This is a genomic window from Defluviimonas sp. D31 (assembly GCF_033436765.1).
Lineage (GTDB): Bacteria > Pseudomonadota > Alphaproteobacteria > Rhodobacterales > Rhodobacteraceae > Albidovulum.
Map to the genome: position 1 here is coordinate 159,931 of NZ_JAWQFN010000002.1, position 25,889 is coordinate 185,819.

Annotated in this window: 29 protein-coding genes and 1 tRNA gene; 10 read left to right on the forward strand and 20 right to left on the reverse strand. The window is 66.5% G+C overall.

Features of this window, described 5'->3' with window-relative positions; all coding sequences use genetic code 11:
• Window positions 1-13 precede the first annotated feature (13 nt).
• From R5H32_RS04495 to R5H32_RS04530, 8 genes are all read right to left on the reverse strand, one after another.
• Window positions 14-1,108 carry a 2'-deoxycytidine 5'-triphosphate deaminase gene (locus R5H32_RS04495; protein ID WP_318337489.1) on the reverse strand — a complete coding sequence of 365 codons (1,095 nt, stop codon included), beginning with the start codon at window positions 1,106-1,108 and terminating at the stop codon, window positions 14-16.
• A 57-nt stretch (window positions 1,109-1,165) separates the two neighbouring features.
• Window positions 1,166-1,243: transfer RNA gene (locus R5H32_RS04500), tRNA-Pro, on the reverse strand.
• A gap of 89 nt (window positions 1,244-1,332) precedes the next feature.
• A complete protein-coding gene (locus R5H32_RS04505) occupies window positions 1,333-2,034 on the reverse strand; it encodes a MerR family transcriptional regulator (protein WP_318337490.1) in 702 nt (233 codons plus the stop codon).
• A gap of 10 nt (window positions 2,035-2,044) precedes the next feature.
• Window positions 2,045-2,347: an integration host factor subunit alpha gene (ihfA, locus tag R5H32_RS04510; protein ID WP_318337491.1), complete on the reverse strand. Its 303-nt coding sequence runs from the start codon at window positions 2,345-2,347 to the stop codon at window positions 2,045-2,047.
• Window positions 2,348-2,438: 91 nt separating this feature from the next.
• The gene (locus tag R5H32_RS04515) at window positions 2,439-3,413 is read right to left on the reverse strand and encodes a beta-ketoacyl-ACP synthase III (RefSeq protein ID WP_318337492.1); all 975 of its coding nucleotides are present in this window, start codon (window positions 3,411-3,413) and stop codon (window positions 2,439-2,441) included.
• A complete protein-coding gene (plsX, locus tag R5H32_RS04520; RefSeq protein ID WP_318337493.1) occupies window positions 3,410-4,531 on the reverse strand; it encodes a phosphate acyltransferase PlsX in 1,122 nt (373 codons plus the stop codon). The genes R5H32_RS04515 and plsX overlap by 4 nt, the downstream gene beginning before the upstream one ends.
• Before the next feature lie 26 nt (window positions 4,532-4,557).
• A complete protein-coding gene (gene rpmF / locus R5H32_RS04525; RefSeq protein WP_318337494.1) occupies window positions 4,558-4,764 on the reverse strand; it encodes a 50S ribosomal protein L32 in 207 nt (68 codons plus the stop codon).
• A 180-nt stretch (window positions 4,765-4,944) separates the two neighbouring features.
• On the reverse strand, window positions 4,945-5,496 hold the full coding sequence (locus R5H32_RS04530) for a DUF177 domain-containing protein (protein WP_318337495.1): 552 nt from the start codon (window positions 5,494-5,496) through the stop codon (window positions 4,945-4,947).
• Between the two features lie 116 nt (window positions 5,497-5,612).
• Here R5H32_RS04530 and R5H32_RS04535 point away from each other — a divergent pair, with 116 nt between their 5' ends.
• Window positions 5,613-6,074, forward strand: coding sequence for an outer membrane protein assembly factor BamE (locus R5H32_RS04535; RefSeq protein WP_318337496.1), 462 nt, complete (start codon window positions 5,613-5,615; stop codon window positions 6,072-6,074).
• 12 nt (window positions 6,075-6,086) lie between these two features.
• Here the strand turns inward: R5H32_RS04535 and msrB are convergent, their stop codons facing one another.
• A complete protein-coding gene (gene msrB, locus R5H32_RS04540) occupies window positions 6,087-6,479 on the reverse strand; it encodes a peptide-methionine (R)-S-oxide reductase MsrB (protein ID WP_318337497.1) in 393 nt (130 codons plus the stop codon).
• A 102-nt stretch (window positions 6,480-6,581) separates the two neighbouring features.
• Here msrB and R5H32_RS04545 point away from each other — a divergent pair, with 102 nt between their 5' ends.
• On the forward strand, window positions 6,582-7,325 hold the full coding sequence (locus R5H32_RS04545) for a GNAT family N-acetyltransferase (RefSeq protein WP_318337498.1): 744 nt from the start codon (window positions 6,582-6,584) through the stop codon (window positions 7,323-7,325).
• Between the two features lie 46 nt (window positions 7,326-7,371).
• Here the strand turns inward: R5H32_RS04545 and R5H32_RS04550 are convergent, their stop codons facing one another.
• Genes R5H32_RS04550 through R5H32_RS04565 form a run of 4 tightly spaced genes read right to left on the reverse strand, consistent with a single transcriptional unit; the run spans window position 7,372 to window position 9,886 of the window.
• Window positions 7,372-7,599: an N-(5'-phosphoribosyl)anthranilate isomerase gene (locus tag R5H32_RS04550; protein ID WP_318337499.1), complete on the reverse strand. Its 228-nt coding sequence runs from the start codon at window positions 7,597-7,599 to the stop codon at window positions 7,372-7,374.
• Window positions 7,600-7,651: 52 nt separating this feature from the next.
• Window positions 7,652-8,611 carry a methyltetrahydrofolate cobalamin methyltransferase gene (locus R5H32_RS04555; protein ID WP_318337500.1) on the reverse strand — a complete coding sequence of 320 codons (960 nt, stop codon included), beginning with the start codon at window positions 8,609-8,611 and terminating at the stop codon, window positions 7,652-7,654.
• Window positions 8,612-8,638: 27 nt separating this feature from the next.
• Window positions 8,639-9,562 (reverse strand): methylenetetrahydrofolate reductase, encoded by a 924-nt coding sequence (locus R5H32_RS04560; RefSeq protein ID WP_318337501.1) that lies wholly within the window; start codon window positions 9,560-9,562, stop codon window positions 8,639-8,641.
• A 27-nt stretch (window positions 9,563-9,589) separates the two neighbouring features.
• The gene (locus R5H32_RS04565) at window positions 9,590-9,886 is read right to left on the reverse strand and encodes a virulence factor (protein ID WP_263331988.1); all 297 of its coding nucleotides are present in this window, start codon (window positions 9,884-9,886) and stop codon (window positions 9,590-9,592) included.
• A gap of 282 nt (window positions 9,887-10,168) precedes the next feature.
• Here R5H32_RS04565 and R5H32_RS04570 point away from each other — a divergent pair, with 282 nt between their 5' ends.
• Both R5H32_RS04570 and R5H32_RS04575 read left to right on the forward strand, forming a co-directional pair.
• Entirely contained in the window at window positions 10,169-11,281 is a 1,113-nt protein-coding gene (locus R5H32_RS04570; protein ID WP_318337502.1) for a Ppx/GppA phosphatase family protein, read from the forward strand.
• 89 nt (window positions 11,282-11,370) lie between these two features.
• Entirely contained in the window at window positions 11,371-12,111 is a 741-nt protein-coding gene (locus tag R5H32_RS04575; RefSeq protein WP_318337503.1) for an RlmE family RNA methyltransferase, read from the forward strand.
• Between the two features lie 7 nt (window positions 12,112-12,118).
• On the opposite strand, the gene R5H32_RS04580 is transcribed toward R5H32_RS04575, so the two are convergent.
• Together R5H32_RS04580 and R5H32_RS04585 are read right to left on the reverse strand one after the other, a co-directional pair.
• Window positions 12,119-12,646 (reverse strand): Hint domain-containing protein, encoded by a 528-nt coding sequence (locus R5H32_RS04580; protein ID WP_318337504.1) that lies wholly within the window; start codon window positions 12,644-12,646, stop codon window positions 12,119-12,121.
• Between the two features lie 949 nt (window positions 12,647-13,595).
• Window positions 13,596-14,165: a YcbK family protein gene (locus tag R5H32_RS04585; protein ID WP_318337505.1), complete on the reverse strand. Its 570-nt coding sequence runs from the start codon at window positions 14,163-14,165 to the stop codon at window positions 13,596-13,598.
• Between the two features lie 323 nt (window positions 14,166-14,488).
• On the opposite strand from R5H32_RS04585, the gene R5H32_RS04590 reads away from it, so the two are divergent.
• Genes R5H32_RS04590 through R5H32_RS04605 form a run of 4 tightly spaced genes read left to right on the forward strand, consistent with a single transcriptional unit; the run spans window position 14,489 to window position 18,739 of the window.
• On the forward strand, window positions 14,489-16,105 hold the full coding sequence (locus R5H32_RS04590; RefSeq protein WP_412098988.1) for a L,D-transpeptidase family protein: 1,617 nt from the start codon (window positions 14,489-14,491) through the stop codon (window positions 16,103-16,105).
• Window positions 16,106-16,150: 45 nt separating this feature from the next.
• A complete protein-coding gene (gene lpxD / locus R5H32_RS04595) occupies window positions 16,151-17,287 on the forward strand; it encodes a UDP-3-O-(3-hydroxymyristoyl)glucosamine N-acyltransferase (protein ID WP_318337507.1) in 1,137 nt (378 codons plus the stop codon).
• On the forward strand, window positions 17,262-17,534 hold the full coding sequence (locus R5H32_RS04600) for an acyl carrier protein (RefSeq protein ID WP_318337508.1): 273 nt from the start codon (window positions 17,262-17,264) through the stop codon (window positions 17,532-17,534). The genes lpxD and R5H32_RS04600 overlap by 26 nt, the downstream gene beginning before the upstream one ends.
• On the forward strand, window positions 17,531-18,739 hold the full coding sequence (locus tag R5H32_RS04605; protein WP_318337509.1) for a beta-ketoacyl-[acyl-carrier-protein] synthase family protein: 1,209 nt from the start codon (window positions 17,531-17,533) through the stop codon (window positions 18,737-18,739). The genes R5H32_RS04600 and R5H32_RS04605 overlap by 4 nt, the downstream gene beginning before the upstream one ends.
• 79 nt (window positions 18,740-18,818) lie before the next feature.
• On the opposite strand, the gene R5H32_RS04610 is transcribed toward R5H32_RS04605, so the two are convergent.
• Window positions 18,819-19,436: an invasion associated locus B family protein gene (locus R5H32_RS04610; protein WP_318337510.1), complete on the reverse strand. Its 618-nt coding sequence runs from the start codon at window positions 19,434-19,436 to the stop codon at window positions 18,819-18,821.
• A 457-nt stretch (window positions 19,437-19,893) separates the two neighbouring features.
• Here R5H32_RS04610 and R5H32_RS04615 point away from each other — a divergent pair, with 457 nt between their 5' ends.
• Window positions 19,894-21,420: a helicase HerA-like domain-containing protein gene (locus R5H32_RS04615; RefSeq protein ID WP_318337856.1), complete on the forward strand. Its 1,527-nt coding sequence runs from the start codon at window positions 19,894-19,896 to the stop codon at window positions 21,418-21,420.
• Between the two features lie 121 nt (window positions 21,421-21,541).
• The gene (locus R5H32_RS04620; RefSeq protein WP_318337511.1) at window positions 21,542-21,709 is read left to right on the forward strand and encodes a hypothetical protein; all 168 of its coding nucleotides are present in this window, start codon (window positions 21,542-21,544) and stop codon (window positions 21,707-21,709) included.
• 41 nt (window positions 21,710-21,750) lie between these two features.
• Here R5H32_RS04620 and R5H32_RS04625 read toward each other — a convergent pair whose 3' ends face one another.
• The 4 genes from R5H32_RS04625 to R5H32_RS04640 all read right to left on the reverse strand — a co-directional run bounded on the left by R5H32_RS04625 (window position 21,751) and on the right by R5H32_RS04640 (window position 25,745).
• Window positions 21,751-23,055, reverse strand: a complete 1,305-nt coding sequence (locus R5H32_RS04625) for an HlyC/CorC family transporter (protein ID WP_318337512.1) — start codon at window positions 23,053-23,055, stop codon at window positions 21,751-21,753.
• Window positions 23,056-23,123: 68 nt separating this feature from the next.
• Window positions 23,124-24,062 (reverse strand): site-specific tyrosine recombinase XerD, encoded by a 939-nt coding sequence (locus R5H32_RS04630; RefSeq protein WP_412098989.1) that lies wholly within the window; start codon window positions 24,060-24,062, stop codon window positions 23,124-23,126.
• Window positions 24,063-24,064: 2 nt separating this feature from the next.
• Entirely contained in the window at window positions 24,065-25,621 is a 1,557-nt protein-coding gene (locus R5H32_RS04635; RefSeq protein ID WP_318337513.1) for a hypothetical protein, read from the reverse strand.
• Window positions 25,608-25,745 carry a hypothetical protein gene (locus R5H32_RS04640; protein ID WP_318337514.1) on the reverse strand — a complete coding sequence of 46 codons (138 nt, stop codon included), beginning with the start codon at window positions 25,743-25,745 and terminating at the stop codon, window positions 25,608-25,610. Before R5H32_RS04640 ends, R5H32_RS04635 begins: the two co-directional genes overlap by 14 nt.
• Between the last annotated feature and the right edge of the window lie 144 nt (window positions 25,746-25,889).

Genomic DNA, 25,889 nt, shown 5'->3' on the forward strand with positions numbered 1-25,889 from the left:
CGGCGCCAGGCGGTCATGCCGCGCGGAAGTGCTTGCTGAGTTTCAGCCCCTGGCCCTGGTAGTTCGAGGCGATCCCCGTTCCATAGAGTCGTGCCGGGCGCGCGGCCATGCGCTCGTAGACGAGCCGGCCCACGACCTGCCCGTGTTCGAGGACGAAGGGCGCCTCGTGGCAGCGCACCTCCAGCACCCCGCGCGAGCCCGCGCCGCCGGCTTCGGCCCAGCCGAAGCCCGGGTCGAAGAAGCCCGCGTAATGAACCCGGAACTCGCCCACCATGGCGAGGTAGGGCGCCATCTCGGCGGCGTAATCAGGCGGGATCGTCACCGCCTCGCGGCTGACGAGGATGTAGAACGCGCCGGGGTCGAGGATGATCCGGCCCTCGGTGGTGCGGACCTCCTCCCAGAAGTCATGGGGCGCGTAATGGCCGATGAGATCTAGGTCCACCACCCCGGTATGGGGCTTGGCGCGGTAGCCGACGAGGTTGTCCGACGCGGGCTTGAGATCGACCGAGAACCCGAGCCCTTCGGAGATCACCGCGGTGCCGGAAACGAGGCTCTCGGCCGCGTGCAGATCCCGTAGTTCCCCGTCCGTCAAGAGCGCCTGGCCGCGGCGGAAGCGGATCTGGTTGAGTCTCATACCGGGCCGCACGAGGACCGAGAAGGAGCGCGGGCAGATCTCGGCATAAAGCGGGCCGTGATAGCCTTCGGGAATGCGGTCGAATTCCTCGCCGCCATCGGTGATCGTGCGGGTCAGGAGGTCAAGCCGGCCGGTCGAACTCTTGGCATTGGCTACCGCCGTGAGACCCTTCGGCAGCGCCAGCCGTTCGGCCAGCGGCACGACATAGACGCAGCCTTTCTCGAGCACCGCGCCCTGGCTCAGGTCGACCCGGTGCATCTCGAACTCGGCGAGGCGCTCGGCCACGGTGCGGCCCTTGCCGGCGAGAAACGAGGCGCGGACGCGGTAGGCCACGGGTCCAAGGCGTAGATCGAGACTCGCAGGCTGGATCTGGATTTCCTCGACCGCGGGTTCGGCGGCGATCCGGCCCGTCGCGATCATCCCGCGCAGCGCGTCGTCGGCCAGGACGCCGGTTTCGCCGGTCTCAACGCTCATCTGCCGCCTCCCGATATGCGAACGCCCACCCCGGCAAAGGGGTGGGCGTTTCGGTGATGGTCGGGCCGGCGAGATTCGAACTCGCGACCTTCCGCCCCCCAGACGGACGCGCTAACCAGGCTGCGCCACGGCCCGACGAAGCGGGGTATAGGCCGATTGCGGGGGCGGGGGCAAGCGCCAAAACGCATGTCTGAACCAGAGCCGGAATGGATCGCACCGCCCCCTTAGCCCGGCTGTTGCGGATCCAGCCCGGCAAGCCGGTCGTGAAGCGTCAGGAGGCGGTGGTAGAGCGATCGCAGCTCTGTTCGCATGCTGCGTGCGCGCCCGTCGTCCATGGCCCGCAACAATGCCGCGGCGGAACGGTTCGTGCCGCCCGTTTCAGGTGTGACAGCGGCCGGGCGCGCGGTCTGGCGATCCAACGACAGGACGTTGCCCGGCGATCCCGCCGGCAGGGTCGGGACATCCGCCTGCATCGGCGCTTCGGACGCCGGAGTTGCGGGTTCCGGGGCAAGTGGGAACAGGCTGCCCTGCGCCGGGTCGCGATAGGCCGCAGCGTCGGGCCGGCGCGGTTCCGAGGCCGGGCGCGCTGCCGGGGGCGGGGCGGGCGCGGGCGCGGGCGCCGGCGCCGCCGTTTCCGCCTCGGACGGCTCGTCTTCGCCGGGCGACAGCGCCGCGACATGACGGATCCCCGATTCCCTGAGAATCTTCTGGACGCCGCGGATCGTCAGCCCGTCCTCGTGCAAGAGCTTCTTGATTCCACCAAGCAGCGCCACATCGTTCGGCCGGTAATAGCGCCGCCCGCCGGCGCGCTTCACCGGCTTCACCTGGGAAAAGCGGCTTTCCCAGAATCGCAAGACATGGGCCGGCGTGTCCAGTATCTCGGAGACTTCGCTGATCGTGCGAAAGGCCTCGGCCGATTTCTCCATGCCCGCAGCCTCAGCCCTTGTTGCCCGCCGCGACGCGGTCCTTCATCAGATGCGAAGGGCGGAAGGTCAGCACCCGGCGCGGATGGATCGGCACCTCGTCCCCGGTCTTGGGGTTGCGGCCGACGCGGGCGGCCTTGTCGCGCACCGAGAACGTGCCGAAGGACGAGATCTTCACCGTCTCGCCGGAGACGAGCGCGTCGGACATGTGCTGCAGCACGCCTTCGACGAGTTGTGCGGATTCGTTGCGCGACAGGCCGACCTCGCGGAAGACGGCTTCGCTCAGATCCATGCGAGTCAGGGTCTTTTCACTCATGACGGTTCCCCGGTTGTTTGCGGAGGAGGATGAGTGGTTTGAAAACCCAAGTCAATATCAATGGCTTGGGTGCGCCAATTCAAGCGGAAATCTACCAGCGGAGGACGACCGAACCCCAGGAAAGGCCGCCGCCGATCGCTTCGGTGACCAGAAGATCACCTTCCTTGATCTGGCCGCGTGCCTTGCCGACCGAAAGCGCGAGCGGAATCGACGCGGCCGAGGTGTTGCCGTGGTCCTGCACGGTCACGACGACCCGCTCCATCGGGACCTGCATCCGTGAGGCGGTTGCGGTGATGATCCGCAGATTCGCTTGGTGCGGCACGATCCAGTCAACGTCGGCGGGCGTGAGACCGGCCTTTTCGAGGGCGTTGTGCGCGGTCTGGGCCAGCTTCTCGACCGCGTGGCGGAAGACCTGGTTGCCCTGCATGCGCAGATGCCCGGCGGTGCCGGTCGTCGAGACGCCGCCATCGACATACAGCAACTCGCGGTGGGTGCCGTCGCTGTTGAGGTCCGTCGCGAGGATGCCGCGATCCTCCGACGTCCCCGTGCCGGCCGAGGCTTCGAGCACCACGGCGCCGGCGCCATCGCCGAAGAGTACGCAGGTGGAGCGGTCCTCGAAGTCAAGGATCCGGCTGAAGGTTTCGGCGCCGATGACGAGCACGCGTTTCGCCTGTCCCGAGAGAATCAGGGCGTTGGCATTCGCCAGCGCGAAGACGAAGCCCGCGCAGACCGCCTGCACGTCGAAGGCGAAGCCCTTCTTCATGCCGATCTTCTGCTGGATCATCGTCGCGGCCGAAGGGAAGGTGAGGTCGGCCGTCGAGGTCGCGAGGATCACCGCGTCGAGGTCGTCGGCCGTCATCCCGGCATCGGCCAGCGCCGCGCGGGCGGCATGAGCGCCGAGATCCGAGGTGGTTTCGCCGTCGGCGGCGAAATGGCGACGTTCTATCCCCGTGCGGGTGCGAATCCACTCGTCCGACGTGTCGATCCGGGTTTCGAATTCGGAGTTCGGAACGACGCGCGCAGGCAGATAATGCCCGACACCACGGACCACGGCACGGAGAGTCATTCGGAAGCCCTGTTCTGTTCGAGCGGTTGCGCGGCATCCTGCCCCGCCAGAGCGGCAGAGGCAACCCGCGCCGCAAGGCGGTCCTGGAAGCCGGATTCGGCGAGCCGGAAGGCAAGCTTGATCGCCGCCGCCACGCCCGTCGCATCCGCCGAGCCGTGGGACTTCACGATGGTCCCGTTCAGGCCGAGGAAAACGCCGCCGTTCTGGCGCCGCGGGTCGATGCGCTTGCGAAACCGCGTCAGCAAGCCGAGCGCCAGAAGCCCCGCGAAGCGCGACAGAAGCGTGGCGTTAAACTCCTCGCGCAGAAAATCGCCGATGAGCCGCGCGGTGCCTTCGCCGGTCTTGAGCGCGATGTTGCCGGTGAAGCCATCGGTGACGATCACGTCGACCCGCGACGACGGCAGGTCGCCGCCCTCGACGAAGCCGACATAGTCGAACCCGCCGGTCTCGGTCGCCGCCGCGATGAGGTCCTGTGCGGCCTTGAGCTCGGCGCGGCCCTTGTGCTCCTCGGTGCCAACATTGAGAAGGCCGATGCGCGGCCGCTCGATACCGAGCCCGTTGCGGGCATAGGAGGCGCCCATCAGCGCATATTGCAGGAGGTCGGGGGCGTCGGCCTTTATGTCGGCGCCGACGTCGAGCATCAGGTTGAAGCCGCCGGGATTGCGCGAGGGCCAGAGGCAGGCGATTGCCGGGCGGTTGACGCCGGGCAGCTTCCTAAGCCGGATCACCGACAGCGCCATCAGCGCGCCGGTATTGCCGCAGCTCACCGCGACGGTGGCCTCGCGGTTGCGCACGCTCTCGATCGCCGACCACATCGACGTGCCGGAGCCGTTGCGCATGACCTGGCCGGGCTTGTCGTCCATCGTGACGACGCCCTCGGCATGACGAATCGTGCAGCGGCCCGAGAGTTCGGGCCGCTTCGCGACGAGTTGTGCAAGTTCAGGCTCGGGGCCGTGGACGATGAACTCGATTGCCGGGTTCTTCGACGCGGAATCGGCCATGCCGGCGACGACGGCCGCCGGCCCCCTGTCGCCGCCCATGGCGTCGACGGAAATGACGATCCGCCCCGTGGAACCGGATAGCGGGCCTTCAGGCTGCGGATCGCGCGCTGACAGCATGTCGGTCGTGCTGCCGGGACCCGGCCTCAGGCCGCGTCTTCGTCCATATCGACCTCGGCGGCCTGGGCGACGACTTCACGGTCGTCATAGTGGCCGCAGGCGCCGCAGACGTGATGCGGGCGCTTCAGCTCGCCACAATTCGAGCATTCGTTCGGATTCGCGGCGACCAGTGCATCGTGGGCGCGGCGCATGTTGCGGCGGGACCGCGTGACTCGGTTCTGAGGGACAGCCATGTCTCAACCTCGGGCTTTTAATGGGGCAAGGCCCCGGTTTTCCTGCGGTTTCGTCACTGGTTGCCTAGTGCTACCGGGTGCGAACCCAACGTACAAGCGAGGCCGGGAACATACTGGGATTCTCCCCGGGCGCAAGTGTTTTCTGGCGCGTTTTACGCACCGGATGCGGCAACTTCCGGATCACTCCCCGCCGCCGCCTTTTTTCATCAGATCGGCAAGTCCCGCGAAGGGGCGCCGCTGCTCTTCGGCGAGAGGCTCGGCGCCCGGCGGGGTGACGCTCGCGGTGCCGATCTCGGCCCCCTCGGCGCGCGGATAGAGCGGCAGCGCGAGCGTCAGCGCCTCGATCATCACCGCGCCGGCGTCGATTACCGCGGGCAGCGGCTCGGCGGTCTCGTCCTCGGGCATCTCGATTTCCTCGCCCTCGGGCTCCGGCATGTCGGCGAGATAGCGCCGCTCGACGGTCTCATCAATCCGAGTCACGACGGGCGCGAGGCTGGCCACGCAGGCCTGGGTGACCGTCGCGCCCAGTTCGGCCCTGAGCAGCCAGTCGCGCCGTCCTTGCGGCACGAGTTCGCCGCGGAATCGGAGCTTTGCGACGGCGATGATGCCAATCTCGGCGGCGATCCGCTGCAGCGTCTCCGACTCCGGGCTGATGTCGAACCGCGTCGGTTTGCGGGCGGCGAGATCGGCGACGCGGAGCGGGTGGGGGGCGACGGTCGGTTGCGAGCTCATGGGACGGGTCCTCGGCCTGATCCGGGTGCGCGGTGGGGCGGCTTCGTCCTTGTAGGACCGCCCCGGCTTGTTGTAAGGCGGATAGAAGGCTTGAGGCGACAAGGCAAGAGGGCGGTATGGGTTGGCTCGGTTCCGGGATGCGACACGGCGTATTTGTGCTGTCGGTCGTTACGCTCTCGGCCTGTACGGCGATTTACCAGAATCACGGCTATGTGCCGCGCGACGACGAACTCGCGAAGGTCGTTGTCGGCGAATCGACGCGTGAGGCGGTCGCCGAGACCGTGGGCCGGCCGACCTCGACCGGGCTCCTGACCGGCGCGGCCTGGTACTATGTCGGCAGTCGCTTCCGCCAGTATGGCATCCGCGCGCCCGAGGAGATCGAGCGCGAGGTCGTGGCCATCAGCTTCGACGAAGCCGGGCTGGTCGAGAACGTCGAGCGCTTCGGACTCGAGAACGGCCGCGCCGTGGTGATCTCGCGCCGTGTGACGGACAGCAACGTCAAGGGATTGAGCTTCCTGCGCCAGCTGCTCGGCAACGTCGGCAACATCGACGCGAGCCAGGTTCTCGGCGAGAACTGAGCCGACGCGTTCTTACTTTGGCCGATGGCTCAGGGCGACGCCATTGATGCAGTAGCGAAGGCCGGTAGGTTCCGGGCCATCGGGAAAGACATGGCCGAGATGGGCGTCACAGGCGGCGCAGTGAACCTCCGTCCGGCGCATGAACCAGCTCCGGTCCTCGGTCTCGCCCACCGCCTCGGCGCTGATCGGCCGGGAGAAACTGGGCCAGCCGGTTCCGGAGTCGAACTTTGCCTCGGAGTCGAACAGCGGATGGTCGCAGCAGACGCAATGAAAGCGCGCGGCTCCCTTCGGGAAGCTGTCATGCGTGAACGCGCGTTCGGTCGCTTGCTTGCGGGTGACGCGATAGGCTAGATCCGAGAGAGCGGCCCGCCATTCCTCGTCGGGTTTGCAGATCTTCTCGACCATCGGCGCCTCCCATTCGGTTATCTTTCTTTCGGGGTTCTCTGCTAAACCAGTCGCGACAGATGTAGGTCGCGCGGACCGCCGCGCAAGCCGGAGACGGGGCGCATGCTGACATTGCACAGGGGCCGCTACAGGGTGCGCCTTGCGGAGACGCCGGAGGACGTCGCTCAGGCGCAGGAACTGCGCTGGCGGGCCTTCCGCGCCGCACAGGGGGCTGGCGGACTCGACCGTGACCGGTTCGACCCCGTCTGCCAGCATGTCCTGGTCGAGGAGCCCGCCACCGGCACGCTCGTGGCGACCTGGCGCCTGCTCCCGCTTTCCGACGGCAGCCAGATCGAGCGGAGCTACGCAGCCCAGTTCTACGATCTCGCGCCGCTTGCGCGACTCGCGGGCCCGATGGTCGAGATGGGACGTTTCTGCCTTGATCCGGAGCGCCACGACCCGGATATCCTGCGCATCGCCTGGGGAGCAATGACGGAATTTGTCGATCGGACCGGGATCAAGATGCTGTTTGGGTGCGCCTCCTTTCCGGGAACCGATGCCAACGCCTATCTGGACGCCTTCGCCTATCTCGGTGCGCAGCATCTCGCGCCTCGAGCCTGGCGGCCTGGAATCAGCGCGGCGGAAATCATCTCGTTTGCACCGGAGCCGGCGGCGTCCGAGCCCGACCTGCAGCGGGCGCTGCGGTCGATGCCCCCGTTGCTTCGAACCTATCTGGCGATGGGAGGTCGGGTCAGCGACCACGCCGTCGCCGACCGCGATCTTGGTACGCTGCATGTCTTCATCGGGCTCGAGGTGACGCAGGTTCCTGCGGCCCGCGCGCGCGCGTTGCGCCTGAGTGCCGAGTAACGATTTTTCGGCGAAAATCGGCGCAATTTTTCGCCGAAAAATTGGGTCAGCAGATTACGCGCATGCCGTCCTGATTGCAGATGACGATGAGCTGACCGCCACATTCCACCAGGTGAAAGCCCCGTCGGCGGACCTCGAACTCGAACCGGCTCCGACCGACTTCCCGATCAACCCAGCGGTCGTCGCGCCGCACGATGCCGCCCTTGGCTACGGCCTGGGCGGCAAAGATCGTGGCGATCCAGTCATCGGGAGCTCTGGTGCGGGCAATGTCCATGCCCCGGACGATGCCGGAGCATGGTTAAGATATTGTTGACGGCTGGTCTGGTTCAGCCGCGGGCGCGGCGGCCGCCACGGCGGCCCGATGCGGCCGAGGATTGCGCGGCCGAGGCTTCGGCGAAGCTCATGCCGCCTTCGACGGCTTCCAGAACCTTCGCGAAGCGGATCCACTCGCCGCCATTGGGGTCGTGGGCCGACAGGAAGTTGGCGGCGCGGATCGCCTCCATCTCGACCTGGCGGACCGGGTTCATGATCGCCGAGGTCATGCCGGCGCCGATCGCCATCGGCAGGAAAGCGGCGTTGATGCCGTGCCGGTTGGGCAGGCCGAACGAGATGTTCGAGGCACCGCAGGTGGTGTTGACACCAAGCTCTTCGCGAAGGCGCTGCACCAGGGCGAAGACCTGACGGCCGGCGGTCGCCATCGCGCCCACGGGCATCACCAGCGGGTCGACGACGATGTCATGGGCCGGAATGCCGTAGTCGGCGGCGCGCTGCACGATCTTTTTGGCGACTTCGAAACGGACATCCGGATCTTCCGAGATCCCGGTGTCATCGTTCGAGATCGCCACGACCGGCACGTTGTACTTCTTGACCAGCGGCAGCACGAGCTCCAGCCGATCTTCCTCGCCGGTCACCGAGTTCAGGAGCGGACGACCCTGCGCCGCCGCCAGACCGGCCTCCAGCGCCCCCGGCACCGACGAGTCGATGCAGAGCGGCACGTCGACGAGACCCTGGACGATCTCGATCATCTTGGTCATCAGCGGCGGTTCGGTCTCGTTCGGGTTGGGGTTCGAGTTGTAGACCACGCCCGCGTTCACATCGAGAACCATCGCGCCGCAGGCGACCTGCTCGAGCGCGTCCTTCTCGACGGTCGAGAAGTTGCCAGCCTCAAGCTCGGCCGCGAGCTTCTTGCGCCCGGTGGGGTTGATCCGCTCGCCGATCACGCAGAAAGGCTCGTCAAAGCCGATGACGACGGTTTTCGTTTTCGATTCAATGACGGTGCGGGTCATGGTTCACCTTGTCTCTTTGTTATCCGTTCAGGCCTGCGCGGCAGGAACAGCGGACTTGCCGCCATTCTCGATGGCCCAGGTTGCGTTGGTCTTGATACCGCCGAGCGGGAAGAAGTGCACGGATTCGATTCCGAACTCCGGGTTCTCGGCCTTGTGGGCGGCGAGCTCGGAGATGAACTCGTTCGGCTCGTAGGGCAGCAGGAGCTTGGTCACGTCCATCGCGCGCTTCTGCAGCACCTTGAGCGAGGGGCCGACGCCGCAGGCGATGGCGAACTTGATCATGGTCTGCAGCTTCGCCGGGCCCGCGACGCCGATGTGGACCGGGATGTTGATGCCTTCGGCCTGCAGGCGGTTGACCCATTTGATGACCGGTTTCGCCTCGAAGCAGAACTGGGTGGCCATCGCCAGCTTGGCGTCGGTGCGCTCCTTGAAGGCCTGCTTCCAGCGCAGGGCCTCCATGACGTTCTTGTCCGACCCGTCCGGGTCGATGTCCTTGTTGCCTTCCGGGTGGCCGGCGACATGGAGGCGGTCGAAACCGTCGAAGAGGCCGGTTTCCATCAGCTGCATCGAGCAGTGGAAGTCGCCATGCGGCTTGGAGATGCCGCCGCCGAGAAGGAGCGCCTGCTTGACGTCGGCCTCGCCCTGATAGCGGGCGATCCAGTCGGCGAGCGTCGCCTTGTCCTTGATGATGCGCGCGGGGAAGTGCGGCATGACCGGGAAGCCCTCGGCGGCGATGCGCTTGGCGGTCGCGACCATGTCCTCGATCGGCGTGCCGTCGATATGGGCGATATAGACGCGCGTGCCCTTCGGCAGGAGGTCACGGAAATCCTCGACCTTCTCGGCGGTGCGCGGCATCACCTCGATCGAGTAGCCGTCGAGGAAAGCCTCCACGGCGGCATTGGCGCCCGAGGGCGCAGCGGTTTCCTTGCGGCGGAAATTCAGAAGTGCCATCGCTACCCTCCGGCGGTTAAACGGGCTTCATGCCCAGCCATTATTCTCGATGAGCGCCTTGATGCGCTCCTTGTCGTATTCGGCGTCGATCCGCGCCGCTTCGGCGGCGGCGACAGCTTCGTCCTCGCCCTCGATCGTGACCGGATCGGCCTTGCGCCATTCGGCGAGATAGGCGTCGGTTCCGGCCGCGCCGATCTTCATCGCGCAGCGGTCGATCGCCTGTTCGAAACGCTCCGGGAGCGGCTTTTTCACGCCGCGACGGCCCTTGCCGACGATGACCTGGGCCGGGATGTCGCGCCAGTAGACGATAGTGACTTCAGCCATGACGAATCCTCTCGTTCGCGCACTCAATACCCTTCGGCAGGCTCTGGCCGATGACGTTTTTCGACATTGTGCGGGGCCGGAGCGACCTGCGCCCGGAACGCGAGGCCGTTGCCGGGTGGCGGTCGATGCGCAAGCGTAAGGCAGCAAGCCCGCGGACGGGCAGGCGAGGCGTGAGACGGGACCTTGCGCGGAACAAAATGTCGCAGGCGGGCAGGGGCGTCGCTTGCGCTGCGCTCCGGTGCCGACTAGATTGAAACCAACAGCATATCGGAGGGCGCGAACATGGCGCCCAGGCGTCCCGGTGGTGCGGGCGCGTTCCCGAAATCGGTCGAGCCGCCCGGCACCCCAAGGCCAGACCCTGCGCAGCTTTATGCGGCGCTGGATCTGGGAACCAACAGTTGCCGCATGCTGATTGCCCAGCCGAAGGGCAGTCAGTTTCATGTGGTCGACAGTTTCTCGAAATCGGTCCAGCTCGGGCACGGGCTGGAGGCTTATGGGCGTTTGTCGCGGAACTCGATGGCGCGGACCGTGCAGGCATTGCAGATCTGCCGCCGCAAGATCGAGCAGCACGAAGTGAAGCGCATGCGGCTTGTGGCCACGGAGGCCTGCAGGCGCGCGACGAATGCAGGCGAGTTCCTGCGTTTCGTCCAGCGCGAGACCGGCCTGCCGCTCGAGATCATCCAGCCCGAGGAGGAGGCGCGGCTCGCCGTCGTCTCCTGCGCGCCGCTGGTGTCGACCAAGACCGAACAGCTTCTCGTCGTCGATATCGGCGGCGGCTCGACCGAACTCGTATGGATCGACCTTTCGGCCGTGCCGCGCCACGACCGGCCGCGCGCGATCATGCGGCTCCACGCCGGTTTCCACCCGCCCGAAAGCCCGTTCCCTGCGGCGAAGGTCATCGACTGGATCTCGGTGCCGCTGGGAGTCGCAACGCTCAAGGACCAGTTCGCGGATGTCGAGGACGATGCCGCCCGGTTCGCGCTCATGAGCTGGTTCTTCGAGGAGAACCTCGCCGATTTCTCGCCTTACAACGCATCGCAGCCGCGCGAGGGCTTCCAGATCATCGGCACCTCGGGCACGGTGACGACCGTGGCGGCGAGCCATCTCGGCCTGAAGCGCTACGACCGCAACAAGGTCGATGGTTTGCGGATGACTTCAGACCAGATCGACCGGGTGATCCGGGACTATCTTCATCTCGGGCCGGACGGGCGGCGCGACGATCCCAGGATCGGGCGTGACCGGCATTCGCTGATCATGTCCGGCGCGGCGATCCTGCAGGCCTTGATGCGAATCTGGCCGACCGACCGGCTCTCGGTCGCTGACCGGGGGCTGCGCGAGGGGCTCCTTTATGCCCAGATGTCGGCCGATGGCGTCCTCGAGGACGGGCCGTTCTGAGGCTTCGGACAGCCCGCGATTGCCTTGGCGGCGCGTGGTGGGTATTGGGGCCGGGAAGACATGCGGAGGGCCCGTTCGGGGCGACGAATATGGCGAAGACACCTTCGGGCAAGACATCGGGACGCGGGCAGCGCGATCTCAGGGTGCGGGTGAAGACCGCCAAGGGGCGGAAACTGTCCTCGACGCTCTGGCTCGAGCGGCAGCTCAACGATCCGTATGTCCAGCGCGCCAGGAAGGAAGGCTATCGCGGCCGCGCGGCCTACAAGATCCTCGAGCTTGACGACCGGTTCCGGTTCCTCGTGCCCGGCGCACGGGTCGTCGATCTCGGCTGCGCGCCGGGCGGCTGGTGCCAGATCGCCGTCGAGCGGGTCAATGCGCTCGGCCAGAAGTCGGGCAAGCAGGTGGGCACCGTCCTCGGCATCGATCTCCAGGAGGTCGAGCCCATTGCCGGCGCCGAGATCCACCAGCTCGACTTCCTGTCCGACGGGGCCGACGAGAAGGTCAAGGAATGGCTCGGCGGGCGTGCCGACGTGGTGATGTCGGACATGGCTGCGGCGTCCTCGGGGCACAAGGGGACCGATCACCTGCGCATCGTGGCGCTGTGCGAAGCGGCCGCCTATTTCGCCTTCGACGTCCTGGAGGAGGGGGGAACCTTCGTCGCCAAGGTGCTTGCCGGCGGAGCGGAGAACGAGTTGCAGGCGTTGCTGAAGCGGGCGTTCGCAAAGGTGGCGAACGTCAAGCCGCCGGCGAGCCGCGCGGACAGTTCCGAGAAGTTCGTCGTCGCGACAGGATACCGCGGCCTTCCCGCGGAAACCGACCAGGACGAGTGAGCGCGGCTTAGGGGCTCGTGCTCACGCCGACCCCTTCGACCAGGACCGAGGCTGGCGCCCCGCAATGGAAGAGATGGTAGGTCAGCATCGTCGCGGGGCTGCGCATGATGCCGGGACGGTTCGTCAGATCGCGCGCCAGTCGGAAGTCCGGCCGAAATTCGCCGGATCCGGCATTGATCTTCTGGTGCGGCGAGACACGCAGGTCGGTGCGTGGCCTCCCCGGTCCGAGAGCGCCTGCTGGTATAAGGACCGGCAACGCGTCCGGATTGGCACTGAGGAAATCCTCGTCGAGGTGGATCCGGTCGACCCATGCGACATTAACGAGTGATCCCTGAAGCGTGCGCAACGGGTCGCGCGGCCGCAATGCCTGAACAGGCAGATCTCCGAAGCTCGTCGCGACGCGGGCGTTGCCGAAAAAACCTGGCAGCGTCCAGAGAACCGGCTCGCGGGGGGCGTTGCGGACCGCCCCCCGTCCGACCGCGCGCGACTTTCCGGACTTGCCGGCTGCGCCGTTGGTCTCGTCGTCGTTTTCCATAACCCACTCGAATCCATTCATACTCACAAACTATCCGCTATTGGTGGCGGAACATGCCGGGGCGAAGCCGCCCGCCCCGGCATGCCGGCACCGAACCTACATGGCCCGGCTTGCGCCGGTCTACTCGTCACAAAGGTAACTCGGTTCACTCGTTACGCCGCCAGGCGGTGCCAAGCCGTGGCGTACCTCAGTTAAAGACCGGTGAATCGGGCCAGTCTGTGGCGCAAATGTTCCGGAAACACGCGCATGTCCGGGCATGGTTTCGTGGAGGGTGGCGGCTTTGGAGTGAGCTTGTCCCCGGTGGCGCGACAATCACGCGGCACACGTTTCGCTCTCCTTGCGCGGTGCCGGGTTCGATCTGAGATTGTTCACTCGCGCGGATGGGGGACTAGTCTTTTTAGACAGGTGAAAAATATGACATTCTTGACAAATTTCACCGTCATCCATTGAGAAACACTGAGTTGATCGGTCTTTTTACGTAACGTCATTCGGTGCGGGGAAAACGAATTCCGGTTTCGGCGGGCCGCGATCGCGGCGATTCTCGCCCGCCAATGAATGGATGTGCCCGTCTTGCCGGCGCTCCCGGATCGGCGGATTGCATGCGCTGTGCCAACTTGCCGGTTCCGAAAGATGTCACGACTGCGGGACCTGGCCACGTGCCGCTGATGATGAGGTCGCGAGGCTCCCCCGATCGACTCGCGTCGTGGCGTTCGGAGGCGAGCGCGGAGCGGCGTTTCCCGGACATCGGCCGCCTCGCGCCTGAGAAGCCTCCCCACCTTTTGCGACATGCGGCCCGAAACAGGTGCGGCAAGGCTATCCGGCGCTCCTGCCGGGGCGCATCCGGAGGTGAGCCGAAACGAAAACTGCCGACATCGCTGCCGGCAGACCAATTACTATCTTATTCCATAAGCGTATCGAAGGCGCCGTCGCGTCTCCGGACGGGGCGGTTTCAGCTGCCCCAAGTGCGGATCGGTCCGCAATCCATGTGCACGAAGTTGGAGCGCGAATACTTGCCGACGCCGCCCGCCTCGCAGGCCGAAGCTGCACGGTACATCTGCGACACCGAGCGGGACCGCAGCCGCAGGTCCGCCGCCTGTGCCTTCATGTGCAGCGAATTGCGGGCGACCCCACGCGAGGACGAACGCAGTAGCGCATTGGATTTCGCTGTGCGGTAGCCCGACAGCAGCATGTAGGGCTCGCTCACGTCGAGAAGCGAATGCGCGGCAGCCGCGATGTCGATCGTGCGCGGGTCGATGTCCTTGGTTTCGTTGGAACGCCAGTCACGCATGAAATAGGTGATTTCGTTGAGCGCCTCGGGGATGTACTCCCCCTCGATCCAGTAGACGGTGTCGAGGCTCTCGCCGGTGCGGCCCGAATACATGCGGATACGGCGGACGTCGCCGGCCCCGCGGAGAAAACCGAAAGCATTCGAGCAAGTCGGAGCTGCCACCACGGCGGTCGCCGCAAAAGCTGCAAGAATTCCACGCCGAGTGAAACCCGATCCTGAGTGATCTGTCATGACTAATGCCTGTCCCGTAACGCTCTACCGCTTTTTCAGCGGCTTGTTGTCTCAAGTCATCCCCAAGTGCTGCAATGTTATGGCACAGGATGATTCCCGCGCCAACCGGACAAATTGATCGCAGCCGGGAAACGCCCTGTATCGGCGAAATCTCGCTGAACTTGGGTGCCTCGTGCCGAAATGCGAAGGTCGCCACCCCGGCGTTGCTGAAAAGCGACAGCTCGGGACGGGCCCCATGTGCCCTGTCTGGAACGTGAATGGACTTGATGGCGGAAATCCCGGACATTCTGGGAACGACAAAGGATCAGGACGCAGAGGTTTACATGACGGCGACGGCCATTCCCCCGGGAATTTTAGGTCTTGTACATTTCCTAAGCATTTCTCTTTTCCTGTTGCTTGTCGCCGTTCCCCGGCCAGCGATGGCCAACTCGCCTGCCTATCGTCAGGCGGTGGCGGAGGCCGCGGCGTCGGATCGTGCGCTGGCCGAGTTCTACCGCGAGCGGAACTATCAACCACTCTGGACCTCGGGTGCCGATTCCGGACGCCGGGCCGCGCTCTTCGGCGCGCTCGACAGGGCCGGCGAGCATGGTCTGCCGGTCGAACGCTACGGCGCCGCCGATCTGCGCACGGCTTTCGCGGAGCTGCGCTCCGAACGGCAGCGTGGACGGCTCGAAGTCAGGGTTTCCGCAGCCTTCCTGCGTTACGCGCGCGACGTGCAGACCGGATTCGTCGATCCAGCCAGCGCCGATGAGGGGATCGTGCGGGAGGTGCCGAAACGCGATCCGCTCCAGACGCTGCGGTCCTTCGCGGTCGCCGATCCGGCCGCGTTCATCAATGAATTGCCGCCGCAGATCCGGCAGTACGGGGAGCTCCGCCGCGCTCGCCTCGATCTCGAGGCGGTGATTGCCCGGGGCGGTTGGGGCGCGACGGTCACGGCCGGTACCCTACGCCCGGGTGACAGCGGGCCGTCGGTCGTCGCGTTGCGCGACAGGTTGATCCGCATGGGCTACGTCGAACGCTCGGCGACCCCGACCTTCGACGGCGCCCTCCAGAAGGCGGTGCAGCGGTTCCAGTTCGAACACGGCCTGGCACCCGATGGCGTCGCCGGGCCGGGCACGCTCGCCGAGGTCAACGTCGGCGCCGAGGCAAGGCTGCACGCGGTCCTGGTGGCCATGGAGCGGCTGCGCTGGATGAACGGCATCGACCTCGGCAAGCGCCACATATGGGTGAACCTGCCGGATTTCACCGCCAAGATCGTCGACGACGGCAAGGTGACGTTCGAGTCCGTGACTGTCGTGGGCATGAACGAGAACGGCAGACGCAGCCCTGAGTTTTCCGACCAGATGGAATTCATGGTCGTCAATCCGACCTGGAACGTGCCGCGCTCGATCACGGTCAAGGAATACCTGCCGATGCTGCAGAAGAATCCGCGGTCGGTGGGGCACCTCAGGATCACCGACCGGCACGGGCGGGTGGTGAACCGCGAAGCGACCGATTTCAGCCAGTTCACCGCGAGCAACTTTCCGTTCCGAATGTCGCAGCCGCCCGCGGACGACAACGCGCTCGGCCTCGTCAAGTTCATGTTCCCCAATCCATGGAACATCTACCTGCATGACACGCCCTCGAAGTCGCTGTTCCAGAAGGAGGTGCGGGCCTTCAGCCATGGCTGCATCCGGCTCGGTCGGCCCTTCGACTTCGCCTATGCGCTGCTCGCGCGGCAGACCGACGATCCGGTGGGTCTGTTCGAGCGGCATCTGAAAACCCGGTCCGAGACCACGGTGCGGCTGGACCAGCCAGTGCCGGTGCATCTGGTGTATTTCACCGCCTGGCCCTCGGCTCGTGGCGAGATCGAGTATCGCCGCGACGTCTACGGCCGCGATGCGCGGGTTTTCGACGCGATGCAGGCTGCCGGGCTGGTCTTGCGCGATGTTCGGGGATAAGCCTGCCACGGGGCCATAACGGCGCCGCAGACGGGAACTTCCGAGATGCGAAAATCCTTCTCCATTACCGAGATCGCCGAAGCACTTGGCGGCCAGGTCGAGGGCGACAACACGTTAAGGATCACCGGAGCCGCCGAGCCTCGCATGGCCGGGCCCGATGATCTCGCGCTCGCCATGGATCCGAAATATGCAAATGGCCTTGCCGAGGGGAAGGCCCGCGCGGCCTTGCTCTGGGAGGGCGCCGACCGGGCCGAGCTCGGCCTCGAGGCGGCGATCTTCGTAAAGCGGCCGCGGCTCGCAATGGCCGGTGTGACCCGCGCCCTCGATCCCGGACCGGGGATCGCGCCGGGCATCCATCCGGCCGCGATCGTCGATGCCTCGTCCGAAATCGGTCCGGGCGCGGCGATCGGCGCCTTCGTGGTGATCGGCGCCGGGACGCGGATCGGCTCCGGGGCGCGGATCGCCGACCATGTCACGATCGGCGCCCGGACTGTCATCGGCGCGGACGCTTTGATCCATTCCGGGGTCCGGATCGGAGCCGGGGTGACGATCGGTGATCGCTTCATCTGTCAGCCGAACGCGGTGATCGGGGCCGACGGCTTTTCCTTCGTCACGCCCGAAAAATCCGGCGTCGAGGAGATCCGGGAATCGCTCGGAGACCGTGCCCAGATCCGTGAGCAGCGCTGGACCCGGATCCATTCGCTCGGCGGCGTCGAGATCGGCGACGACGTCGAATTCGGCGCCAACGTCACCGTCGATGCCGGTACGATCCGGCCGACGCGGGTTGGCTCGGGCACGAAGATCGACAATCTCTGCATGGTCGGCCACAACGTGACCATCGGGCGCGACTGCCTCTTTGCCTCGCAGACTGGCGTCGCCGGGTCGACGAAGGTCGGCGACCGGGTGGTGCTGGGCGGGCAATGCGGTGTCTCCGACAACATCTTCATCGGCGATGACGTGATCGCCGGCGGCGGCACCAAGATCTACACCAACGCGCCCGCCGGCCGCGTGCTCCTCGGCGCGCCCGCGCTGAAGATGGAGACCCATGTCGAGGCATGGAAGAACATCCGCCGGCTCGGGCGTCTTTTCGCCCAGGTCGCCGAGCTTCGTGATGCTGTTACACGGATCGGCGATGGAGCGGCTAAAGGGGGATCCGATGCTGACATCAGAACTGACGATTGAGGACCGCGTGATCGCGATCATCGCCGAGCAGGCGGTGCTCGACATCTCCGAGGTCCGTCCAGAGATGAGCCTCGAGGAGCTTGGCATCGACAGTCTCGGGCTGGTCGAGTCGATCTTCGCGATCGAGGAGGCGTTCGACATCTCGGTGCCGTTCAACGCCAATGAGCCCGACAAGAACGAGTTCGACATCTCCTCGGTCGCCGCGATCATCGGCGCCGTCGAAAACCTGGTTGCGCGATCGAAATGAGGCGCGTGGCGATCACGGGCGCAGGCACGATCAACGCGCTCGGCCACGACGTGGCCTCGACCTTGGAGGCGATGCGCGAGGGGCGCTGCGGTATCGGGCCGCTCGACTTCCGCGACGTGGAGCGGCTGTCGATCCGCATCGGCGGCCAGATTCGCGGCTGGGAGGCCGAGGCGCAGTTTAACCGCCAGGAAATCGCGCTCTACGACCGCTTCACCCAGTTCACCATGCTCGCCGCGCGCCAGGCTGTGGCGCAGTCGGGGCTCGACTTTCGCGGCAAGCTCGGCCTCGACTGCGGCGTCGTGCTCGGCACAGCCGGGGGCGGTGTCAACACCTGGGACGAAAACTATCGGACCGTCTACGAGGAGGGCAAGAACCGCGTCCATCCCTTCGTCGTTCCGAAGCTGATGAACAACGCCGCGGCCTCTCATGTCAGCATGGAATGGAGCCTGCGCGGGCCGTCCTTCACGGTGGCGACCGCCTGCGCCTCGTCGAACCACGCGATGGGGCTCGCGTTCCAGATGGTCCGCTCGGGGGCGGCGCGGGCGATGATCACCGGCGGGTCCGAGGCGATGCTCTGCTTTGGCGGCATCAAGGCCTGGGAGGGGCTCAGGGTGATGTCGAAGGATGCCTGCCGGCCGTTCAGCGCCAACCGCAACGGCATGGTGCAGGGCGAGGGGGCCGGTGTCTTCGTCTTCGAGGACTGGGACCACGCCGTGGCGCGTGGCGCCGATATCCTTGCCGAGGTCGCGGGATTCTCGATGACTTCGGATGCTTCCGACATTGTGATGCCTAGTCAGGCCGGCGCCGAACGCGCGATTTCCGGGGCTCTGAGGGATGCCCGGCTGCAACCGGGCGATATCGGCTACGTCAACGCGCACGGGACCGGAACCGCGGCCAACGACAAGACCGAATGCGCCGCCGTGGCCCATGCCTTCGGGCATCATGCCGACCGGCTGATGATCTCGTCGACGAAGGCCATGCACGGCCATCTGATCGGCGGCACCGGCGCGGTCGAGCTTCTGGCCTGCATCATGGCGCTGCGCGAGGGCGTGATCGCGCCGACGATCGGCTATGAGGAGCCCGATCCTGAATGCGCGCTCGACGTGGTGCCGAACGTCGCGCGCGAGGCGAAGGTGGGCGCGGCCCTGTCGAACGCCTTCGCCTTCGGCGGGCTGAACGCGGTGATCGCGCTCAAGCGCGCCTGAGCGGTACTTCCCGGCATGAAAACGCGAAACGCCGCCCCGAGGGGCGGCGTCCTGTGAGACCGGCGAAGGTCTGGTCCGATTACTGCGGCGCATTTGCCTTCGTGACGGCTTCGAAACCGGCGGTGAAGCCGCTGAGCGAAAGCTCGATGTCGACGGTGCGCGACGGATCGGCCACCGGAACCACCGAGAGCACCGCAACCTTGCCCTTGCGGAAGCCGTCGAGGTCTTCCTTCGTAAAGCCGACCCGCGCGACGCAGCCGACCTCGGCGCAGAAGGTGAACGGGTAGCGCTTGGCCTGGCCGCCATCGATCGAGATGCTGAGTTGCTTGGTAAGGAGCGTCTCGAGCGGCATGATCACGGTCGCGCCGGCCGCCGCCTCGGAGCCCTCGGGCAGGGCGAGCAAGCTGATCTCGGCGATCGGCTTGTCGGTGCCCTTGTCCTTCAGCAGTTGGTAGAGTTGGCAGGGATCGGCCCCCTCCTTGGCGCGCAGACAGCGCAGTTCCCAAGTGTCGAAATTCTCGGCAACATAGGGTTCGCCGGCGCCTTCGGCGGCAGCTTCCGGAGCCGCGTCGGCCGCCGGTGCCTCGGTCTGGGCCGCCTCGTCGGCGGGGGCCTCAGGCGCGGTCGCTTCCTGCGCCCAGAGCGGAGTGGCCGCGAGAGCAAGCGCCAGCGTCAGGTATTTGGTAAATGAGGACATTTGAGCTTCCGTTGATCGGTGAGAACAGTTGCGCCGCGTTTATCATGCGCGTCCATCGGTGTCAGCGCCGAAAAGCTGTGGCGATCGCGATAGCGGCTTTTCGCTCAAGCATTTTTCGGCCGCTGCGGTTCGTCGCGGCAAGGCCAGGGGTCGGACAATAAAAAAGGGCCCGGAAGGGCCCTTTTTCTATTTTTCGCTCCCTGTCGGACAGGCCGACTTAGTCATTGGCCCGAACGCTATTCAGTTCGCCCGGTTGCGTCAACAAGAAAATACACATGATCCACAAATCTGATTTTGTTGAAAAAAAGGGCCGCGACCCACGACGACGCCATTACAACCGGGAGAAGGAAACACTCGGGCATCAAGGATGCATGCCCGGACGCGATCGCTCTGGCATGGCGAGGGTTAGGCTGTATTGTTCAGGGAAGCAGAACCGGCGAAACGGAGGGGCGGCGTGCTGACAGACGCGGGGATATTTGTTGGCGGTGGCGGCGAGGGGTACGGGACGCCGCAGGAACTTCTCCTGAAATATGGCAACCGTCACGGGCTTGTCGCCGGCGCGACCGGGACCGGCAAGACCGTCACCCTGCAGATCCTTGCCGAAGGGTTCTCGGCCGCAGGAGTCCCGGTCTTCCTCGCCGACGTCAAGAGCGACCTTGCCGGGCTCGCCGTTGCGGGCTCGCCCGAGGCGAAGCTGCACGACGCCTTCATGAAACGCTGCGCGACGATCGGCTACGACCTGAACTACCGGGCTTTCCCGGTGGCGTTCTGGGATCTCTTCGGCGAGCAGGGCCACCCGATCCGCACCACGGTGACCGAGATGGGGCCGCTCCTTCTGTCGCGGCTGATGGATCTCAGCGACGCGCAGGAGGGGGTCCTGAACATCGCCTTCCGGCTCGCCGACGAGGAGGGGCTGCCTCTTCTCGACCTCAAGGACCTGCAGGCGATGCTGGTCTGGATCGGACAGAACGCGGCAGAGATCGGCCTGCGCTACGGCAATGTCGCCGCCGCGACAGTGGGCGCGATCCAGCGACAGCTGCTGGTGCTGGAGAACCAGGGCGGCACACGGCTTTTCGGCGAGCCAGCGCTCGATCTTGCCGACATGATGCGCCTGGCCCCGGACGGCCGCGGCCAGGTCAACATCCTCGCCGCCGACAAGCTGATGGCCTCGCCACGGCTCTACGCGACCTTCCTCCTCTGGCTCCTGTCGGAGCTTTTCGAGGAGCTGCCCGAGGTCGGCGACCCGGACAAGCCGAAGTTCGTCTTCTTCTTCGACGAGGCGCATCTGCTCTTCGACGACGCGCCGAAGGCGCTCGTGGACAAGGTGGAGCAGGTGGCGCGGCTGATCCGCTCGAAGGGGGTAGGGGTGTTCTTCATCACCCAGAACCCCGCCGACGTGCCCGACGACATTCTCGGCCAGCTGGGCAACCGGGTGCAGCACGCGCTCCGCGCCTTCACCGCGAAGGACCAGAAGGACCTCGCCCGCGCGGCGCAGAACTACCGGCCGAACCCCGCCTTCGACACCGAGACCGCGATCAAGGAGGTCGGGACCGGCGAGGCGGTGACCTCGTTTCTGCAAAACAAGGGCGTGCCCGGCATCGTCGAACGCACGCTCGTGCGACCGCCGGCGAGCCAGCTTGGCCCGATCACGCCCGAAGAGCGCCGCGCCGTGATCGCGGCGACGGGGCTCGGTTACAAGTACGACCAGACCATCGACCGCGACTCGGCCTTCGAGCGGCTCCAGGCCCGCGCCGAGGCCGCGGCGCAGGCCGCTGCGGAAGCCGAGGCCGCGGAGGAATGGCTCGCCGCCGACGAACGTGCCCGGAAGGAGTCGCGCCGCTACGAGGGACGCAGCCGGCGCGGCTCGTCGCGCTCGGACAGCATCGCCACGGCCTTCGGCAAGAGCCTCGCGCGGCAGCTTGGTACGAAGACCGGCCAGGCGATCGTGCGCGGCATCCTCGGCTCGCTCTTCAAGTCGCGCTAGACAGACGGTCGCGCTCGGCAGGCTGCGCGATTCGCCGGATCCTGTAGTATTATCAATGCCGAAGGCGCGCGATTCCCACGATTTCCGCGTATTCGACGCATGCGCAGGAGGATTAAGAAGAATGAAAAAACCGACGAAATCGGACGAAGATCGGGGGCCGACGGAGACGAAGAAAGAGCGGCCGGACGCCAAGGTGCCGGAATGGGCGGAGGATATGGAGCATACGCTTCGCCGCCTCGTCAGGGAGAGGGAGAAGGAGCGGTCGAAGAATCCCGGCCTCTATCGCTGAAGCAGCTTTTACGCCCGCTACCGGCCGGCCGCGCGCGGCGCTCAGAGCGGCCGGATCTTCAGCCGGGTGATGCGGTTCTCCTTGCGGCTCAGGACTTCGAAGCGGAAGCCGTGGAAGGAGAAGACCTGGCCCTCCGCAGGAATCATCTGCGCCTCGTGGATGACAAGACCGGCGATCGTGTTGGCCTCGTCGTCGGGCAGCGACCAGTCGGTCGCGCGGTTGAGGTCGCGGATCGTCATCGCGCCGTCGACGACGCAGTCGCCCGCCTCGGTGCGCTTCAGGGGATGTTCGGAGTCGATGTCGAACTCGTCGGTGATCTCGCCGACGATCTCCTCGATGATGTCCTCGAGCGTGAGAAGGCCGCGCAGGTCGCCGTATTCGTCCACGACCAGCGCGAAATGGGTGCGCCGCTTAAGGAACTCGCGCATCTGCTCGTCGAGCGGCGTGGTCTCGGGTACGAAATAGGGCGCCTTCGCGACGCTCATCACGTCGAGGTCGCGGATCGAGGAAAGGTTGCCGTCCTCGCCGCGCACGACCTTCTCGACGGCGCGCAGAAGATCCTTGGCATGGATCACGCCGATGATGTTCTCGCGCTCGCCGCGATAGATCGGCAGGCGCGTGTGCGGCGAGGCGAGCACCGTCGAAAGGATCCGGTCCGGCCCGGCATCGGCGTCGATCATCTCGATCTGGCTGCGGTGGCGCATGATCTCCTCGACCGTGCGCTCGTTGAGGTCGAGCGCGCCGAGGAGCCGGTCGCGGTCCTCCTTCAGCACTGCCCCCTCGGAATGGCCGAGCGCGAGCGCGCCGACGATCTCGTCGCGGAACGAAAGGATGTGGCTGTCGGGGTCGGTGCGGACGCCGAAGAGGAACAGCAGGCCGCGAACGATCAGCCGGACCAACGTCACGATGGGCGAAAGGACGAGGATCAGAAGCCGGATCGGCCGCGCCACGCGCGAGGCGGCACTTTCGGGCGCGGTGATCGCATAGGTCTTGGGCAGGACCTCGGCGAAGATCAAGACCAGCGTCGTCATCACCAGCGTCGCCACCGCAACGCCGTTCGCGCCGAAGAGGCGCGAGAAGAGCGCGGTCGCGAGTGCCGCTGACAGGATGTTGGCGACGTTGTTGCCCAGAAGGATCGCGCCGATCAGCTTCTCGCCGTCCTCGGTGACCCGGAGTGCCGCCTGCGCGCCGGGGTTGCCCTTGTCGGCCTGCGCCCGGAGCTTGCCGCGCGAGGAGGCCGTCAGCGCCGTCTCGGAGCCCGAGAAGAAGGCTGAAAGCAGCAAAAGCCCCAGGATCGCCGCGGCCGTCAGCCAGAAGGCGGTGTCATAGACCGTGCTCGTCTCCATCGGATCCTTCCTTTCAGTCTCGGATGTTTATGGGGAGTCTCCGGCCCGCCTTCAAGCGCCGCCGGCGGTCACTCCGCGTCGCGAGCCAGGGGATGGTGCTCCAGCACCAGTTCCCTGAGCCGCGCGTCGAGCACATGGGTATAGATCTCGGTCGTCGAGACATCGGCATGGCCGAGCAGCGTCTGGATCGCCCGGAGATCGGCGCCGCCTGCGAGGAGATGGGTCGCGAAGGCATGGCGCAGCACATGGGGCGTGACCTTCGCCGGCGCGATCCCGGCCGACAGCGCGAGTTCCTTGAGCAGCGCGTGGAACGACTGGCGGGTCATGTGGCCCGCCCGGCCGCGGGCCGGGAACAGGTGGCGGCCGGGCGCGATCTGCGCCTTGAGCCGCGCCTCCTCCTCGGCCGCGTCGCGCGCCGCGAGCCAGTCGGCAAGCGCCTCGCGGGCCGGGGGCGAGAGCGGCACCATCCGTTCCTTGTCGCCCTTGCCGCGCACCATCAGCATCCGCGGGTCGCCGCGTGCCGCGGCGACCGGCAGGCCGACAAGCTCGCTCACCCGCATGCCTGTGGCATAGAGAAGCTCTATCAGGCAGGTGTTGCGCAACCGCTCGAAGTTGCCGCGGCCACTTGCGCGGGCGGCCTCGAGCAGCCTGCCCACCTCATCGACGCTCAGCACCTTCGGCAGGCGTTTGGCGCGTCCCGGCCCGGTGATCTGGATCGCCGGGTTATCGCCGCGCCAACCCTCGTCATAGGCGAAACGGTAGAGCTGGCGGATCGACGACAGCCGCCGCGCACGGGTGGCGCGCGACAGGCCCTCGGCCTCGCAGCCGACCAGATAGGCTTCCACGTCGGACCGCGCGGCCCGCTCGAAGCCGAGCCCTCGGCGCTCAAGCCAGCCGGCGAAGTCCTTCAGATCGCGCCCATAGGCGAGAAGAGTGTTGCGCGCCGCCCCGAGTTCCGCCGCCTGGGCGTCGAGGAAGGCCGATATCCAGCGGTCCGCGCCCTTCATCCTCAGCCCCGCCGCTCCAGCAGCACCAGTTCGAGCGCCGCGCGCCGGGCGACCGTCTCGTGCCCGAGATGACGCAGCAGGACCAGCGCCTCGGTCACGTCGCGCAGCTCTCCGCGCGCGCCCTCGGTGATGTCGTCCACCGCGGCGAGCAGCGCCTCGCCGGTCCGGTTCTCGTCCAGGAGCGTCGCATATTTCGCCGCCGGCGCCTTGCCGGGCTCGAAGCCGGCCTGAACCGCCGCGCCCATCTGGTCGGACGGGCTTTCACCGGCGGCACGGCCGGTCGCGAGGCCGATCAGGAACGCCTCGGTATCGTCGGCAGGGGACCGCGTCTCAGCGACGCGCTCGAAATCGCCGGAAAGGAGGCCTATCCGGAACGCGAGCATGCCCGCCTCGCCCTCAAGACGCGCGCCGGACAGCGCGCGGCCATAAAGCACGGCGAAGGGAACCTCGAGCTCGATCGCGGACATCTGCGCCCAGGCTTCGGGCAGGATCTCCGCGGTCCGGGCCGCGTCGTGGGCGGTAATCGCCGCATCGAGGCCTTGGATCAGATCAACCCGCTCCCAGACCCCGCCCGACGCCGCCGCCTTGCGTTCGGTGTAAAGCCCGAGAAGCCGGTTCGGCTCGATCGCGCCGGTCCGCGCCAGCCGCTCGCCGGCCTCCAGCCGCGTCTTCCAGCCGGCGTTGGAGCGCAGGTCGGCCTGCGCGAAGGCCACCGGCAGCGTCGTCGTCGCCAGCGGCTGTCCGATCGCCTCCATCAACCGCAGCACCAGCGGCGAGGGGCGCGGCGGCACAGGCAGGGGCGGCTCGCCTTCGAAGAGTTCGGGGTCGAGGAACCGCTCGAGGAGCGCCGCGGTCGCGGTGTCCACATAGCCGAGCGTCTCGCCGGTCCTGAGCGACAGCGCCGCGGCGTTCCAGTCGCCGCCGCGCGCGAGGCAGAAGACCCGCGCCGGGAAGGTCGGCGCGATCTCCGGGGTCTCGCGCATCTTCACGCAGGCCCGGTCCTCCTGGCCGATGAGAAGCGCCACGTCGAACCAGCGGCGGAACGCCTCGGCCTTCGGGTCCTCGACCAGCTCCAGAAGTGCCAGCGCAGGATCGAGCGCGCCGAGATCGAGAAGCTTGTCGACCCGCGCCAGGAACAGCGCGCCGCTGCCGTCGGAATCGGCCGGCGGGGCGAGTTCGGCCAGGAGGAGCGTGTAGAGCAGCGACTGGATCGCCGGCAGCGTATCCACGCGCTCGGCCCGGATCAGCCGGGCGAGGTCGTCCGAGGCAGTGGTGCCCCACAAGCCGCGCGGCAAGCCGGTCTTGGATTGGGGCAGGAGGCCGAGCCCGTCGAGCGTCGGCCCGTCGATCGGGGAAATGGAGATCGGCGAGCGTGACACGCCCGCCGCCACCGGCGGCTCGATCCTCGTCGCGGGCGGCAACGGCCGCGATGACGCACCCGCCACCGATTTCGACAGCCAGTCGATCGCCGACAGCGGCGCGGCGCCGGGTGTCTCCGCGTGCAGCGGCGCTGCGGTCAGGAACGCGGCGGCGAGAACGCTACTCCTAATTTTCCACATTCAGTTCGACCGGCTCGTTGACCTCGGTCTGCTTCGGCGCCATGTCGCCAAGATAGGCGTAGCCCGCCAACCCGATGAAGCCGAGAAGCGCGAGAATGAAGATCGCCTTGAGGAGTCGCAGCATTATTTCCTGCCGTTTTCTTGTCGTTTTCCGGGACTTGCCCGTTGCCTGTATAGGACCCGAGGGTCCGATCCGCGAGGTTCCGGCGCGAATACACGGATTATATATGGCATTCCCGGCGAATTCACGCCATTCACGACAGAAAGT